The organism is Xanthobacter oligotrophicus (assembly GCF_008364685.1).
Lineage (GTDB): Bacteria > Pseudomonadota > Alphaproteobacteria > Rhizobiales > Xanthobacteraceae > Xanthobacter > Xanthobacter oligotrophicus.
Window position 1 is genome coordinate 638,079 of record NZ_VTTL01000001.1, and the last position, 14,394, is coordinate 652,472.

17 protein-coding genes are annotated in these 14,394 nt (G+C 67.1%); all 17 read right to left on the reverse strand.

The window, feature by feature from the left end; genetic code table 11:
- Positions 1 to 33 precede the first annotated feature (33 nt).
- The gene (locus tag FZ033_RS02685; protein ID WP_188079259.1) at positions 34 to 762 is read right to left on the reverse strand and encodes an HAD-IA family hydrolase; all 729 of its coding nucleotides are present in this window, start codon (positions 760 to 762) and stop codon (positions 34 to 36) included.
- Positions 759 to 1,436, reverse strand: a complete 678-nt coding sequence (locus FZ033_RS02690; RefSeq protein ID WP_149574609.1) for a zinc ribbon domain-containing protein — start codon at positions 1,434 to 1,436, stop codon at positions 759 to 761. The genes FZ033_RS02685 and FZ033_RS02690 overlap by 4 nt, the downstream gene beginning before the upstream one ends.
- A 163-nt stretch (positions 1,437 to 1,599) precedes the next feature.
- Positions 1,600 to 3,414 (reverse strand): TRAP transporter large permease, encoded by a 1,815-nt coding sequence (locus tag FZ033_RS02695; protein WP_149574675.1) that lies wholly within the window; start codon positions 3,412 to 3,414, stop codon positions 1,600 to 1,602.
- A gap of 145 nt (positions 3,415 to 3,559) precedes the next feature.
- Positions 3,560 to 4,198 carry a TRAP transporter small permease subunit gene (locus FZ033_RS02700; protein WP_149574610.1) on the reverse strand — a complete coding sequence of 213 codons (639 nt, stop codon included), beginning with the start codon at positions 4,196 to 4,198 and terminating at the stop codon, positions 3,560 to 3,562.
- 162 nt (positions 4,199 to 4,360) lie between these two features.
- On the reverse strand, positions 4,361 to 5,455 hold the full coding sequence (locus tag FZ033_RS02705; RefSeq protein WP_149574611.1) for an RluA family pseudouridine synthase: 1,095 nt from the start codon (positions 5,453 to 5,455) through the stop codon (positions 4,361 to 4,363).
- A 69-nt stretch (positions 5,456 to 5,524) separates the two neighbouring features.
- Positions 5,525 to 5,920: a fluoride efflux transporter CrcB gene (crcB, locus tag FZ033_RS02710; RefSeq protein WP_149574612.1), complete on the reverse strand. Its 396-nt coding sequence runs from the start codon at positions 5,918 to 5,920 to the stop codon at positions 5,525 to 5,527.
- A gap of 8 nt (positions 5,921 to 5,928) precedes the next feature.
- Positions 5,929 to 6,210, reverse strand: a complete 282-nt coding sequence (locus FZ033_RS02715) for a type II toxin-antitoxin system RelE/ParE family toxin (RefSeq protein ID WP_188079260.1) — start codon at positions 6,208 to 6,210, stop codon at positions 5,929 to 5,931.
- The gene (locus FZ033_RS23955; RefSeq protein ID WP_188079261.1) at positions 6,207 to 6,422 is read right to left on the reverse strand and encodes a hypothetical protein; all 216 of its coding nucleotides are present in this window, start codon (positions 6,420 to 6,422) and stop codon (positions 6,207 to 6,209) included. The genes FZ033_RS02715 and FZ033_RS23955 overlap by 4 nt, the downstream gene beginning before the upstream one ends.
- A gap of 76 nt (positions 6,423 to 6,498) precedes the next feature.
- Positions 6,499 to 7,809, reverse strand: a complete 1,311-nt coding sequence (locus tag FZ033_RS02720; protein ID WP_149574614.1) for a replication-associated recombination protein A — start codon at positions 7,807 to 7,809, stop codon at positions 6,499 to 6,501.
- A gap of 100 nt (positions 7,810 to 7,909) precedes the next feature.
- The gene (locus FZ033_RS02725) at positions 7,910 to 9,388 is read right to left on the reverse strand and encodes a Do family serine endopeptidase (RefSeq protein ID WP_232847296.1); all 1,479 of its coding nucleotides are present in this window, start codon (positions 9,386 to 9,388) and stop codon (positions 7,910 to 7,912) included.
- Positions 9,389 to 9,543: 155 nt separating this feature from the next.
- Positions 9,544 to 10,536, reverse strand: coding sequence for a radical SAM protein (locus FZ033_RS02730; RefSeq protein WP_232847297.1), 993 nt, complete (start codon positions 10,534 to 10,536; stop codon positions 9,544 to 9,546).
- 100 nt (positions 10,537 to 10,636) lie between these two features.
- Entirely contained in the window at positions 10,637 to 11,059 is a 423-nt protein-coding gene (gene rplQ, locus FZ033_RS02735) for a 50S ribosomal protein L17 (RefSeq protein WP_149574617.1), read from the reverse strand.
- A gap of 75 nt (positions 11,060 to 11,134) precedes the next feature.
- A complete protein-coding gene (locus tag FZ033_RS02740; protein WP_149574676.1) occupies positions 11,135 to 12,151 on the reverse strand; it encodes a DNA-directed RNA polymerase subunit alpha in 1,017 nt (338 codons plus the stop codon).
- Between the two features lie 144 nt (positions 12,152 to 12,295).
- A complete protein-coding gene (gene rpsK, locus FZ033_RS02745; protein WP_012116745.1) occupies positions 12,296 to 12,685 on the reverse strand; it encodes a 30S ribosomal protein S11 in 390 nt (129 codons plus the stop codon).
- Between the two features lie 121 nt (positions 12,686 to 12,806).
- Positions 12,807 to 13,175, reverse strand: coding sequence for a 30S ribosomal protein S13 (rpsM, locus tag FZ033_RS02750; RefSeq protein WP_149574618.1), 369 nt, complete (start codon positions 13,173 to 13,175; stop codon positions 12,807 to 12,809).
- A 369-nt stretch (positions 13,176 to 13,544) separates the two neighbouring features.
- A complete protein-coding gene (locus FZ033_RS02755) occupies positions 13,545 to 13,802 on the reverse strand; it encodes a hypothetical protein (RefSeq protein WP_149574619.1) in 258 nt (85 codons plus the stop codon).
- Between the two features lie 4 nt (positions 13,803 to 13,806).
- The gene (locus FZ033_RS02760) at positions 13,807 to 14,394 is read right to left on the reverse strand and encodes an adenylate kinase (RefSeq protein WP_149574620.1); all 588 of its coding nucleotides are present in this window, start codon (positions 14,392 to 14,394) and stop codon (positions 13,807 to 13,809) included.

The window sequence follows — 14,394 nt, forward strand, 5'->3', positions numbered from 1 at the left end:
TCGGCTCCTGAGGGATCAACCATGATCCGTCTCCTATCCGGCGATGGCGCGGCGGCGCGCCAGAAGATCGAAGATGGCGGCGGGCAGCTCGTCGAACCGGTGGACGATATGGTCCGCCCCGGCCCGCTCCAGATCCGCCACCTCGTGGTAGCCCCAGCCGACGCCGAGGGCCGAGGCTCCGGCCTGCAGCGCCATGGAGATATCATAGGTGGTGTCACCGACCACCACCGTCTCCTCCGGCCGCGCGCCAATCTCCCCCATGGCCTGGAACACCATGGCCGGATGGGGCTTGGAGGGGGCATCGTCGGCGGTCTGGATGGTGGCGAACCAGCCTTCCATGTCATGGGCCTTCAGTACCCGGTCCACACCGCGGCGCGCCTTGCCGGTGACCATGCCCAGCACCAGGTCGTCGCGCCGGCGCAGGGCGTCCAGCACCTCCCATGCGCCCTCGAACATAGGCTCGGGTGGCTCGGCATTGCGCAGGCGAGTGAAGGCGTTGCGATAGGCGTCCACCAGGGCCTCGATCGGGTAGGCGCGATCACCCTGCGAGAGCATGGCGAATGCCTCCGGCAGGGAGAGCCCGACCACCGAGAGCAGCCGGTCCCGCTCGGGCAGCACCACGCCGTGGGCCGCATGGGCGTCGCGCATGGCGGCGACGATCATGTGCTGGCTGTCCACCAGCGTGCCGTCGCAATCGAACAGCACCAGCTTCAGGGGCGCGGCATCCGGGGCGGGGTCGGCATCGCTCTCTGGTGGGGTCATTTCTGCGTCATCTGCTGGGTCGCCACATCATATATCCACGTGATGCCCGACGGGTCCACGAACAGGACCTGACGGAACCCCCGCTGCTCGCACTGCTTGGGGAAGGGACCCGAGACGATCAGCTCCGCCGCCGTCTTCGCCGGGAAGTTGAACTTGATGGTGAGGATGGTCGCGTCCTCGCCCCCGGCCGTGACCGTGAGGTCGAGGCCATTCTGGGCGAAGCTCTCCTGCTTGCTCTTGGCGAACGCCCGGCGCGCAGTGGCATCCGCCGCCGGCGGGGTGACGGGGCCGTTCACCGTGGGCAGCGGCAATGCCGCCTCCTGGGTGCCACCCTGCCCGCTCCGGGCCTGGGGCGGCGGGACGGCGGGAGCGGTCTGGGCCGTGGCGGCAGGTGGGGGCAAGGCGGCTGGGGGGGCCAACGCGGCAGGCGGTGCCGGTTGGGCGGGCGCGACCACCGCGCTCTGGGGCGCGCCGGCCTCAGGCTCCGCGGGCGGCGCCGACATGACCCACCAGACGAGGCCGCCGGACGCGACAGCCACCGCCGTGCCGCCGATCCCCACCAGAAAGGGCATCAGGAAGCTGGTGTGCAGCTTGCGGCCGCAGAAGGGGCAACTGGCCTCCTCCGGGTAGACCTGCGCCCCGCAGCCGGGACAGAAGTCGGGCCTGGAGTTCATTCAATTCACCTCCACGCGCGCGGCGGTGCGCCGCGAATCGGCATCGTGGGACATGCTCCACAAATGCACGAGGAAGCGGCCGGCGTCATGCCGTCCGCTTCACGTTTGTCCACCTCGTGATGTCCGATCCGAATGCGCCCTAAGCAGGGCAAGGGCGCCGATCCTATTTGCCGAAGCCGAGGTCCAGCGGTGGCGGCGGTGCCAGCTCGAGGCCGGGGGAGAGGTTCTCGAACTGCTGCTGGATCTGGTTCTGGTCGAGCTGCACCCCGCCGCTCTTGTAGTGGGTCACCATGCCCGGGAACAGGATGATGAGGGCCACCATGACCAGCTGGATGCAGACGAACGGCACCGCGCCCCAGTAGATCTGGCCGGTGGTGACCGGCTGCATCAGCTTGCCCGTCACCCGGTCGATGTACGGAACCTTGGCCGCCACCGAGCGCAGGAAGAACAGCGCGAATCCGAAGGGCGGATGCATGAACGAGGTCTGCATGTTCACCGCCAGCATCACGCCGAACCAGATGAGGTCGATGCCGAGCTTGTCGGCCGCCGGCCCCAGCAGCGGGATGATGATGAAGGCCAGCTCGAAATAATCGAGGAAGAAGGCCAGCACGAACACCAGCGCGTTCACCGCGATGAGGAAGCCCATCTGCCCGCCGGGCAGCGACACCAGCAGCTCCTCCACCCATTTATGGCCGTCCACCCCGTAGAAGGTGAGCGAGAACACGCGCGCGCCGAGCAGGATGAACAGCACGAAGGCGGAGAGCTTGGCGGTGGAATAGGTGGCCTGCCGCATCAGGTCGAACTTCAGCCGGCCACGTGCGAAGGCGAGGATGAGCGCGCCCACCGAGCCCATGGCGCCGCCCTCGGTCGGCGTGGCGACGCCGATGAAGATGGTACCCAGCACCAGGAAGATAAGGGCCAGCGGCGGCACCATCACGAACACCACCTGCTCGGCCAGCTTCGAGAGCAGGCCGAGGCGGAACACGCGGTTGATCACCGCCACCACGAAGGCGAAGCCCACCGTGGCGGACATGGTGAGCACCACATAATCCGCGCCGAACTTCACCCCGGTTTCCGTCATCAGGAAGATGGCGCCGGCGATGGACAGGGAGAGCGCGATGAAGAGCGAGGGCGTGAGCAGCCGCGCCGTGCCCGACATGACGAAATAGAGCAGCACGAAAGCCACCACGCCCCACACCGCCGGGTTGGCGACGCCGGGGATGAGGCCGGTGGTGAGATGCGGCAGGGAACCGGTGGCGATCAGGAAGGCAAAACCCGCCGCTGCGATGGCGCCGAGGACGCGGGAGGGCACGACCTTCTGGTCCGGATCGCGCAGGGTCTGGGCTTCCAGCGGCAGGCCGGGGGCCACATTGGGGAAGATGCTGGAGACGACGAAGATGTAGAGGGCATAGAGGCCGGCGAGCAGCAGGCCCGGCACGAAGGCGCCCTCATACATGTCGCCCACCGAGCGGTTCAGCTGGTCGGCCATGACGATGAGCACGAGGGACGGCGGGATGATCTGCGCCAGCGTACCCGAGGCGGCGATGACGCCGGAGGCCACGCGCCGGTCATAGCCGTAGCGCATCATGATGGGCAGGGAGATGAGGCCCATGGAGATCACCGAGGCCGCCACCACGCCGGTGGTGGCCGCCAGCAGCGCGCCAACGAAGATCACCGCATAGGCAAGCCCGCCGCGGATGGAGCCGAACACCTGCCCGATGGTGTCGAGCAGGTCCTCCGCCATGCCGGAGCGCTCGAGGATGAGGCCCATGAAGGTGAAGAAGGGGACCGCCAGCAACACCTCGTTATTCATGGTGCCGTAGACGCGCTCCGGCAGCGCCTGCAGGAACTTGGGCTCGAACAGGCCGAGCCAGATGCCGACCAGCGCGAAGATCAGGCCGTTGGCGGCGAGCGAGAAGGCGACCGGGTAGCCCAGCAGCAGGAACACCACCAGCGCGCCGAACATGATGGGCGCCATGTTGTGGATGAACCAGCCGCGGAAGCCCGGCTCGGCCGCGAACGCCACATCGGGCAGGACCACGGCGAGCACCAAAGCGAGCACGAGCGCGGCGGCGACGAAACGCGCCTTCAGAAGGCGGGCGTTGAACATGTCTCGCGCTCCGTCAGTGCTTGGATGCGGGGGGAGAGGCCGGGGAGACCGGCGTTCCGGCACCGGGAACGTCCACCTCGGCGAGCAGGCGCTCCGCCTCGGCAGCGAGCGCCGCATGGCTGCCGCCCTCCCGCTCGTTGGGGTCCTCCATCCGCCCGGTGAAAATGGCGATGCGCTTGATCAGCTCGGAGAAACCCTGCAGCGTGAGGAAGAAGAAGCCCAGCGGCACCAGCAGCTTGGCTGGCCACTGCGGCAGGCCGCCCGCATTCAGCGACTGCTCGTTGATGGACCAGGACGACAGGAAGAACGGCCAGGAGGTCCACAGCAGCAGAATAGAGAAGGGCAACAGGAAGAAGATGTGCCCGAAGATGTCGATGCCGTCCCGCACCCGCTTGCTGAGGCGCGCATTCACGATGTCGATGCGGATGTGCTCGTTGTCCATGAGCGTCCACGACCCGCACAGCAGGAACACCGCCGCGAACAGCACCCATTGCAGCTCCAGCCAGGAATTGGAGCTGAGGTCGAACAGCTTGCGCACCACGGCGTTGGCCGCCGAGACAAGGATGGCGACCAGGATCAGCCACGAGGCCGCCTTGCCGATGCGCATGTTCACGGCGTCGATGCCCCGGGCGAGGGCGAGGAGCGTTGACATCGAGATCGTTTCCCTGGGCGCGCGGCTGGTGCCGCTTTTCGGGTTGCTTCTTGTTTGGCCATGCGGCCTTGGCGCCGCACCATAGGCAAAGACGTGGCGACTTCAAGCCGCACGCGAAAGCGCAGCACCAAACGCCCAGTACATTAGACGAAGGTCGTACCTCTATCCCTCCGGCGCCTCGAGGATGGGATCGTACTGGGATGCGTCGAAGCCCAGAACGGCGAAGGATTGCGCCATGTGATGGGGGAGCGGCGCCGACACGTCGATCAGCCCCTGCCCGCGCGGATGGGGGATGACCAGCCGGCGCGCCAGGAGGTGCAGGCGGTTCTGCAGGCCGCCCGGCAGCTCCCAGTTCTCGATGTCGAAATACTTGGGGTCGCCGACGATGGGGTGGCCGATATGGGCAAGGTGGGCGCGCAATTGGTGGGTGCGGCCCGTCACCGGCTTCAGCGACAGCCAGCTCATCTTCTGCGCCGCCTGGTCCACAACGGCATAATAGGTGATGGCGTGGCTCGCCTCGTCCTCGCCGTGGCGGGCGACGCGCATCTTCTCCTCGTCCTCGTCGCGGGCGAGATAGGTGGAGATGCGCCCCTGCTTCGGCTTCGGCACGCCGGGCACCACCGCCCAATAGACCTTGCGCGCCTCCCGCGAGCGGAAGCTCTTGGCCAGCACCGAGGCGGCAAGCCGCGTCTTCGCCACCAGCAGGCAACCCGAGGTGTCCTTGTCGATGCGGTGGACGAGGCGTGGCTTCTGGCCGTCCTTGTCGCGCAGCACCTCCAGGATACCGTCCATATGGCGGTAGGTGCCCGAGCCGCCCTGCACCGCAAGGCCGAACGGCTTGTTCAGCACCATCACGTCCTTGTCCTCGAACAGGGTGATGGATTTCAGGAAGGCGCGGTCCTCGTCCTCCTTGCGCTTGGCGGCGCTGGCGGATTGCCGCGGCTTGGCCGGCGCGTCAGTGGCACCCGAGGCCTCTCCCCCCGCGGAAACCCTGCCCGCTTCGGAGGCCTTGCCCCCGGCACCAGGCTTTGCAGCCGGTTCATCCTGCGGCTCGTCGCCCAGGGGGGGAATGCGCACGCTCTGGCCGGGCTCGACGCGGGACGAGGTCTTCACCCGCCCCCCGTCCACGCGCACCTGCCCGGTGCGCACCAGCTTCTGCAGGTGACCGAAGGAGAGATCAGGAAAATGGACCTTGAACCAGCGGTCGAGGCGCATGCCAGCCTCGTCCTCGGCCACGGTCTTCATCGCGACGGCCATGGATCGAAATGTCCTTTGAACAAGCGCCTGGAACGGGAATGGCAGCAATAGAGCAACCGGCGCCGTCCGTCACGTCAGCGCGCGCATGACGGCGATGCCGACGAACACGGCGATGAAGGCGAGCGCCACCGAGCCGACCACATAGGCGAGCGCGGAACCGTAGGCGCCCCGCTCCATGAGCACGAAAAAATCCAGCGAGAAGGTGGAGAAGGTGGTGTAGCCGCCGAGGATGCCGGTGGTCAGGAACAGCCGCATGGTCTGGTTCCAGAACTCGCCGTCCTTGAACGCCAGATATCCGACCATGATCCCCATGACGAAGCTGCCGGACACATTGATGAGGAAGGTGGCAAAAGGAAAGTCGGTGCCCAGCAGCTTGGGCACCGTCATGTTGACGAGGTGCCGCACGACACCGCCGAGGCCGGCACCGAGGAAGACGACGAGAGCGGGAGGAAAGGTGAAGATCATGGCAGCGGTCAGGTCTTTCGGTTCTGCGCGGAATGGATCACGGCGATGACCTCGACATCGCGTGTCGGCAGGACACGATAGGTCACGATGTAGCGCGTGCCCGGAACCGCCGTGACACGCACGCCGGGACGGGATGAAGGCTCGCCGGAAAAAGGAAACAACGAAAGCCGCTCGAAAGTGGAGAGGAGGCGGGAGACGGTTCGGACAGCAGCGGCCGGGCTTTCCGCGCGGAGATAGGCATCGATCGTCTCAATGTTCCGGCGCGCGGTCGCGCGCAGGCGAAAGCTCACGCCCCCAGTCCGCGCAGGAAGCGCCTCGCCTCCTCTTCCTCCATGACCGGCTCGCCGTCCTCCAGCGCCTTGCGCACCTCCTCCTCCTGCTCGGGGGTGAGCACATAGACCTCCCCTTCGAGCACCGAGAGGAATTCACGGGCGAGCGCATCCTGCTCGGCGTCGGGCAGGGTTTCGAGCCTCTCGATGAGTTCGCGCATCAGCTTGGTCATGGCCGGCTCCATGTGTCCGACGAGTATACGCCAGAGCGGCCACCACCGCACGGGGGCTCGGCGCACCGGCGGCGACTCACGGCTCCCCGCGCTCGGCCCGCAGGCGCGCCCAATAGTCCATGCGCTTCTTTATCTCCCGCTCGAAGCCACGCTCCACCGGGTGGTAGAAGCTCTGCCGGCCGAGGGCCTCGGGGAAATAGTTCTGGCCGGAGAAGGCGTCCGGCGCGTCGTGGTCGTAGCGATAGCCGGCGCCGTAGCCCTCGCCCTTCATCAGCTTGGTGGGGGCGTTGAGGATATGCTTGGGCGGCATCAGGGAACCGCCCTCCTTCGCCGCCCGCTTGGCTGCTGAGAACGCCTTGTAGACGGCATTCGACTTGGGCGCGGTGGCCACATAGACCACCGCCTGGGCCAGGGCCAGCTCGCCCTCCGGCGAGCCGAGGAAGTCGAAGGCGTCCTTGGCCGCATTGCAGACCACAAGCGCCTGCGGATCGGCATTGCCGATATCTTCCACCGCCATGCGCACGATGCGCCGGGCGAGGAACAGGGGCGCCTCTCCGGCATCCAGCATGCGGGCGAAATAATACAGCGCCGCGTCGGGATCGGAGCCGCGCACCGCCTTGTGCAGGGCGGAGATGAGGTTGTAGTGACCGTCCTCGCTCTTGTCGTAGATGGGCGCGCGCCGCTGCACGACATCGGCCAGCGCAGCCACGTCGAACACCTCCCCGGCCCGCGCCGCCCGCCACACCTCCTCGGCGAGGGTGAGCGAGGCCCGCCCATCCCCGTCCGCCATGTTGAGAAGCGCGAAGCGGGCGTCCTCGGTGAGCGGCAGGGCCTTGCCCTCCACCTCCTCCGCCCGCGTGAGCAGGCGGGCGATGGCGTCCTGATCCAGCGACTTGAACACCAGCACGCGGGCGCGGGACAACAACGCCGCATTCAGCTCGAACGACGGGTTCTCGGTGGTGGCGCCCACCAGGGTGACGGTGCCGTCCTCCATCACCGGCAGGAAGCTGTCCTGCTGGGCGCGGTTGAAGCGATGGATCTCGTCCACGAACAGGAGCGTCGCCTTGCCCACCAGACGGCGGGCGCGGGCCTGCTCGAACACCTTCTTGAGGTCGGCGACGCCGGAAAAGATGGCCGAGATCTGCTCGAAATGCAGGTCAGTTGCGGAGGCGAGCAGGCGCGCCACCGTGGTCTTGCCCGTGCCCGGCGGCCCCCACAGGATGAGGGAGCCTAGCGAGCGCGTCTCCAGCATGCGGGTGAGCACGCCGTCCGGCCCCACCAGATGGTCCTGGCCCACCACTTCGGCAAGCCGGGCCGGCCGCAGCCGGTCGGCGAGCGGGCGCGGCACATCGCTGCCCAGTCCCGCCGCCTCGAACAGATCGGCCATGGGTGCTTCTCTCGTCCTCTCGCTCGCGTTTCTTAAACCCACGGCCCCGGTCTTCCACCGACGCCGAAAGGGTTTCGCTCAGGTGCGGCGGGCCGTCGACTCAGCCCGGCAGCAGCGCGGTGATGGTGCGCCCGGCGCGCCCCACAGTCACCCGCCAGGCCCGCAGCGGCGTGCGCACCAGCTGCTCCAGGTCGCGGGTGCGGGCGACCTTCTCGCCATTCACCTCCACCACCACGTCGCCCGGCTTGAAGCCGGCGGCGGCAGCGGGGGAATTGTCGTCCACGTCGTAGATCACCACGCCGGTGGCGTTGGCATCCACCTTCAGTTCCTCGGCCACCGCCGGCGACAGGTTCACCACGGTGGCGCCGGCGAAGGGCGAGCGGGCGCGCACCACCAGTTCGTCGCGCGACACCGTCTCCGGCGCACCCTCCAACACCACCACGAGGCTCACTTCCTTGCCGCCGCGGTTGACGGCCAGCGCCGCCTTGCCGCCGATGGGCCGGGTGGCGAAGCGGTAGTTAAGCGACTCGGGATCGTCGATGGCCTGCCCCTCCACCGCGACGATGAGGTCCCCCAGCCTCAGGCCCGCCTTGGCGGCCGGGCTCTGCGCCACCACGTCCTGCACCAGCACGCCGGTGGGACGCGGCAGGCCGAGGCTTTCGGCGATGTCGGGCGTCACCCGCTGGAGCCGTGCGCCGAGCCACGGCCGGCGCACCGACTTGGAGCCGCCCTTGGCCTGCTCCACCACCACCCGCACCATGTTGACCGGAATGGCGAAGCCGATGCCGATGGAGCCCCCCGAGCGCGAATAGATGGCGCTGTTGATGCCTACCAGCCGCCCCGCCATGTCCACCAGCGCGCCGCCGGAATTGCCGGGATTGATGGCCGCATCGGTCTGAATAAAGAACTGGTAGTCGGAGATCCCCACCTGGGTGCGCGCCAGCGCGGAGATGATGCCCTGCGTCACCGTCTGGCCGACACCGAAGGGATCGCCGATGGCCAGCGCCAGGTCGCCCACGGCCAGTTCGTCCGAATTGCCCAGCTCGATGGAGGCAAAGGTCTCCCTGGCCTCGGTCTTGATGCGCAGCACGGCCAGGTCGGTGCGCTGGTCGCGCAGCAGCACCTCGGCCTCGTACTCGCGCTTGTCATTGAGGGCGATGCGGATCTCGTCCGCCCCCTCGATGACGTGGAAATTGGTGACGACGATGCCGGCAGGATCCACGATCACGCCCGACCCGAGCGAGCGCTGTACCCGCTCCGGCGCGCGCAGGCCGGGACCACCCTGCCCGCCGAAGAAGCGGCGGAAGAAGGGGTCGTCGAAGATGGGATTGGCGCGCTGCTGGGCGGTCTTCTGGGCATAGACATTGACCACCGCCGGCGCGGTGCGCGCCACGATAGGTGCGAACGAGAGCTTCACCTCGGCGGCGGAGGTCGGCACCTGCGGCTGGATCTGCGCCTGCGCCTCGACCCGCAAGGGCGCGCCGGCGGCGCGCGCGGGCGCTTCGCCCTGCCCCGCGCCAGCGGCCACGGCGGCCGACGCCAGGGCGCCGGAGCCGAGCAGGAGGAGCGCGAATGCCATCTGTCTTTTCATGTCGTGAACCTGCGATGCAGTGTCGAACCCGCCCAGCTTGAACCGACCCCGGGGCAGCCAACGGGTCTGACGCCCCGGGCCTGCGACCATCTTGATCCGGACCGCCGAGCCATCCGGCGGTGGCGCCTCACGGAACCTGCCCGTCACCGCCTCAGAACGCGCTGCAGGGCGCTGCCTACTCGCTTCAGCAAATGCGGCGGAACAAAGGACGGGACTGTCGGGAGCGGTGTGGTGAATGTCGGGCCGGTGTACTTCAGGTCGGTGTATTTGCGGCAGAAATAAAAGCAGTACTCTGAATTGCAGGGGCTCAGCCCGGCAAGCGGCGCGAAAGTCCGCGCCAGGATGTTGCCCTGCAGCGTGGTGTCCAGCCCGCAGCGGAACACATCCCCCCGCGGCTCGATTCGCACGAAGCGGCTTCCGGCCGCGCAGGTCTTGCCCCGAAAAGTCGGCGTGCCAGCGAGAAAGTCGTCATCGGCGAACGGATCGATGGTCGGCGGCTCGGATCGCGCCGCGCGCCAGTCGCCATAGGCCGACCGGGCCCGACGGCTCATGGCCCGGAAAGCCTCCCGTTCCACCGCATCATAGGCGTCAGGATACTGCCGGCCGCGATAGCTGCCGCGCAGCAGCTTGGGCACGGGCACCAGCCCCGGCACCGTCACCTGGCGCGCGACCTCGTCAGCCGCCTCCAGCACCTGCGGGGTCGCCACCACTGAGACGAAAATGGAAAACCCCGCCTCGTGCAGCAACGCCAGATTGCGGTTGAAAATCTCCAGCCCCCGCCGACGCGTGCGCTCGTCGGGGTGGAGGCCCGCATTGATCACGCTGACGCGCGCGGGATTGATGCGCCGCGCGAAATCGCCAAGCGAGGCCTGGGTCAGGTTGCTGTTCAGGGAGATGAAATGGTGCCGGGTGAGCGCGGCGCACAGATCCACGAAATCGGGATAGGCCGAGGGCTCGCCGCCAGTGAGGTGCAGGAGAAAGGTCAGCCCGGTGGCGGAAAACGCATCCGCCCATTCATCTGGGGTGCCGTACCGCACCGTCTTTTCCCCCAGGACCTCGCCGGGGAAGAAACAATAGTCGCACCTGTAGTTGCAGGTGTTGAGAAGCTGCCAATCCGCCTCGATATCGTAATGCACGATCGGCAGCTCCGGAGCTTGAGAGACGCGCCATGGGATGTCTCATGGCATCACATCCGGCGCGGAACTTGAAGCGCCACGCCGGATGGGTCGTCTGTACTCAGGCCGCCTCGGCTTCCGCCGCCGCAGCGGTGCGGGCGTGATCGGCGGCGCCCTTGGCGTTCACGTCACGATCCACGAACTCGATCACCGCCATGGCCGTGTTGTCGCCGTAGCGGAAACCGGCCTTGATGATGCGGGTGTATCCACCCGGACGCTCCTTGTAGCGGGGCGCCAGCACGTCGAAGAGCTTCTTGACGATGGTGACGTCCTTGAGCTCCGCGATCGCCTGGCGGCGAGCGTGGAGGTCACCGCGACGAGCGAGGGTCACCAGCTTCTCCACCACCGGGCGAAGATCCTTCGCCTTGGGCAGGGTGGTCACGATCTGCTCGTGGGTGATGAGGGCGCCCGCGAGGTTGGAGAACATCGCCTTGCGATGCTCCCAGGTGCGGTTGAACTTGCGATGTACCTTGCCGTGACGCATGACGGCGAACTCCTGAAAGATGGCGGCGGACGAGCCGGCGATGTGTGGCGCGGCTCGGGCCGCTTTAGGTTCAGATCAGTAGTGTTCTTCGAAGCGCTTCGCCAGCTCTTCGATATTCTCCGGCGGCCAGCCGGGCACTTCCATGCCCAGATGCAGGCCAAGGGATGCGAGCACTTCCTTGATCTCGTTGAGCGACTTCCGACCGAAGTTGGGCGTGCGGAGCATCTCCGTCTCGCTCTTCTGGATCAGGTCGCCGATGTAGACGATGTTGTCGTTCTTCAGGCAGTTGGCCGAGCGCACGGACAGCTCCAGCTCGTCCACCTTCTTCAGCAGCGCCGGGGAGAACGGCAGCGTCTGGATCGCGGTGGTCTCGCTCTCGCGCTTGGGCTCCTCGAAGTTGACGAAGACCTCCAGCTGGTCCTGCAGGATGCGCGCCGCATAAGCGAGCGCATCCTCGGCCGTGATCGAGCCGTTGGTCTCGATCTGGAGCGTCAGCTTGTCATAGTCGAGGATCTGGCCCTCACGGGTGTTCTCGACCTTGTAGGAGACCTTGCGCACCGGCGAATAGAGGCTGTCGATCGGGATAAGGCCGATCGGCGCGTCCTCGGGCCGGTTGCGGTCGGCGGCGACATAGCCCTTGCCGGTGTCCACCGTGAACTCGATCCGCAGCTCCGCGCCCTCGTCGAGGGTGCAGATGGGCAGGTTCGGGTTGAGGATGGCCACGTCGCCCACGGTCTGGATGTCGCCGGCCAGGAGCACGCCCGGGCCGGTCTTCTTGGCCACCATGCGCTTGGGGCCATCGCCCTGCATGCGGATAGCCACATCCTTCACGTTGAGGATGATGTCGGTGACATCTTCACGCACGCCGGGAATGGACGAGAACTCGTGCAGCACGCCGTCGATATGGATCGACGTCACGGCCGCGCCCTGAAGCGACGACAGCAGGATGCGGCGCAGGGCATTGCCCAGCGTCATACCGAAGCCACGCTCCAGCGGCTCGGCGATCACGGTCGCGAAGCGCTTGGGATCGTGACCGGGATTGACCTGCAGCTTCTCGGGCTTGATCAGCTCTTGCCAGTTCTTCTGAATCACTTGCTTCACCTTGCTTTCTCGCCGGGCCACGGCAGCTGCCGGGGTCTAGTGCCTCAACCGGAGGCCGGACCCGTCCCGATCGGGGAGGAGAAACCGGGCAGACGATCCGCAGGGCATGAGCCCCGCGGCGAACCGAAGAGCAGATCAGACGCGGCGGCGCTTGCGCGGACGGCAGCCGTTGTGCGGGATCGGCGTCACATCGCGGATGGAGGTGACGAGGAAACCCGCCGCCTGCAGCGCGCGCAGGGCGGACTCACGTCCCGAGCCGGGGCCGGAGACTTCCACCTCGAGGGTGCGCATGCCGTGCTCGGCAGCCTTGCGGGCCGCGTCCTCGGCCGCCACCTGGGCGGCGTACGGCGTGGACTTGCGCGAACCCTTGAACCCCATGGCGCCGGCCGAGGACCAGGAGATGGTGTTGCCCTGGGCGTCGGTGATGGTGATCATGGTGTTGTTGAACGAGGCGTTCACATGCGCCACGCCCGAGGCAATGTTCTTGCGCTCGCGGCGCTTAACGCGGGTAGCTTCCTTGGCCATTCTACTTTTGATCCTTCAGGCGCGCCCGTAACTCCAGGCGCTCGGGATGGCCCTTGCGGGGGCCGGACAACGGACGAGGCCGGCGAAGCCGGCCTCTCCTTTCAAAGGGTCTTGCGACCGATCACTTCTTCTTGCCGGCGATGGCCTTGGCCGGCCCCTTGCGGGTGCGGGCATTGGTGTGGGTCCGCTGACCGCGCACCGGCAGGCCGCGACGATGGCGCAGGCCGCGATAGCAGCCGAGGTCCATCAGCCGCTTGATGTTCATGGCAACTTCGCGGCGCAGGTCGCCTTCCACCACGTAGTCGCGGTCGATGGCTTCGCGGATCTGCAGCACTTCCTGGTCGGTGAGCTGGTTCACGCGACGCTCGGCCGGGATACCGACCTTGGTCACGATCTCCTCGGCATTCTTCGCGCCGATGCCGTGGATGTACTGGAGCGCGATGACCACGCGCTTGTTGGTCGGAATGTTGACGCCTGCGATACGAGCCACTGCTCTCTCCATGTGACGCCGGCGGGCCTTTCGGCACGCTGCGGCGGAATGATCCCCGCGTCCGGTGGAGGCCGGCCCTTGCGGGGGAAAAGGAAACGCCTCAGATACGACAAAGCAACCGCCCTGCCCGACCCTTTCGGGCGGACCGAACGGCACCAATTCCGAAGCGAGGGAGTGCCCATAGCCGGGATTTAAGGAAACGTCAAGAGCTACGCGCGAACCAACGGCCCGGATCTTGCTGATGACGCCTCCTGCCCCAGCCTTAAAGGCTCGGCGGGGGGCGCGCGACGAGGTCCGCGGCGGCAGGAGGCAGAGCGTTGCGAATCGGCCATTTCGCCGGTCCCCTGCCCCGGCAAATGCACCAGCCAGTCAGCGTGCAGCCAGACGATAGAGCTTCGCGGCGACAACCTGAGCCCGTGCCGCGTCGCCGCGAAGGCCCATATCCACCTGTTCGATACGGAGAAGGCGGGCGGCCAGAACGTCCACGCTGGCCCCCGCAGCTACCAGCCCGGCAACGACCGGAACGTAGCTCTCATACTCATCGCGAGCCGCGGCTTCACCCGCGACCCCGATAGGGTCCCAATGATCCAGCAGGATCTCGCCGACGGCGCAGCAAAGATCCCGCATGGCATCACGCCGCTTCAGCCAGCACCCCGTCGATGGCAGCGGTGACCTGATCGATGGGCGCCATGCCGTCGATCTGCTTCAGCTGGTTGCGCGCCTTGTAGTAGGGCGCCACCACCGCGGTATCGCGGTTGTAGGCCTCAAGGCGGGTCTTGAAGACCACCGGATCGTCATCCTTGCGCACCGCCTCGCCCTTGGCCTGGGCCTCGGCGGCGCGGTTGAGAATGCGGTTCACCAGCTTCTCCTGGTCCACTACCAACTCAATCACCGCGTCGAGCTTCATGCCCTTTTCGGCGAGGAGATGATCGAGGGCCTCGGCCTGCGCCACCGTGCGCGGGAAGCCATCGAGAATGAAGCCGTTCTTCGCATCCGGCGAATCGAGGCGCTCGGCAATGATGCCGATCACGATCTCGTCGGAGACGAGGCCGCCGGCATCCATGACCGCCTTCGCCTTCAGGCCCACCGGCGTACCGGCGGCCACGGCGGCGCGCAACATGTCGCCGGTCGAGAGCTGGACGATCCCATGACGGGTGACCAGCCGTTGTGCCTGGGTTCCCTTGCCCGCCCCGGGCGGCCCGAGCAGCACCAGCCTCAT

Bases quoted from the DNA above. Each gene is read 5' to 3' on its own strand.
- FZ033_RS02720 (WP_149574614.1), bottom strand. From the start codon at position 7,809: ATGGCCGATCTGTTCGAGGCGGCGGGACTGGGCAGCGATGTGCCGCGC.
- FZ033_RS23955 (WP_188079261.1), bottom strand. From the start codon at position 6,422: ATGACCAAGCTGATGCGCGAACTCATCGAGAGGCTCGAAACCCTGCCC.
- FZ033_RS02700 (WP_149574610.1), bottom strand. From the start codon at position 4,198: ATGTCAACGCTCCTCGCCCTCGCCCGGGGCATCGACGCCGTGAACATG.
- rplQ (WP_149574617.1), bottom strand. From the start codon at position 11,059: ATGCGTCACGGCAAGGTACATCGCAAGTTCAACCGCACCTGGGAGCAT.
- FZ033_RS02690 (WP_149574609.1), bottom strand. From the start codon at position 1,436: ATGAACTCCAGGCCCGACTTCTGTCCCGGCTGCGGGGCGCAGGTCTAC.
- FZ033_RS02705 (WP_149574611.1), bottom strand. From the start codon at position 5,455: ATGGCCGTCGCGATGAAGACCGTGGCCGAGGACGAGGCTGGCATGCGC.
- FZ033_RS02755 (WP_149574619.1), bottom strand. From the start codon at position 13,802: ATGCGGGATCTTTGCTGCGCCGTCGGCGAGATCCTGCTGGATCATTGG.
- FZ033_RS02725 (WP_232847296.1), bottom strand. From the start codon at position 9,388: ATGGCATTCGCGCTCCTCCTGCTCGGCTCCGGCGCCCTGGCGTCGGCC.
- FZ033_RS02695 (WP_149574675.1), bottom strand. From the start codon at position 3,414: ATGGCGCCCATCATGTTCGGCGCGCTGGTGGTGTTCCTGCTGCTGGGC.
- rpsK (WP_012116745.1), bottom strand. From the start codon at position 12,685: ATGGCCAAGGAAGCTACCCGCGTTAAGCGCCGCGAGCGCAAGAACATT.
- crcB (WP_149574612.1), bottom strand. From the start codon at position 5,920: ATGATCTTCACCTTTCCTCCCGCTCTCGTCGTCTTCCTCGGTGCCGGC.
- FZ033_RS02760 (WP_149574620.1), bottom strand. From the start codon at position 14,394: ATGAGGCTGGTGCTGCTCGGGCCGCCCGGGGCGGGCAAGGGAACCCAG.
- FZ033_RS02685 (WP_188079259.1), bottom strand. From the start codon at position 762: ATGACCCCACCAGAGAGCGATGCCGACCCCGCCCCGGATGCCGCGCCC.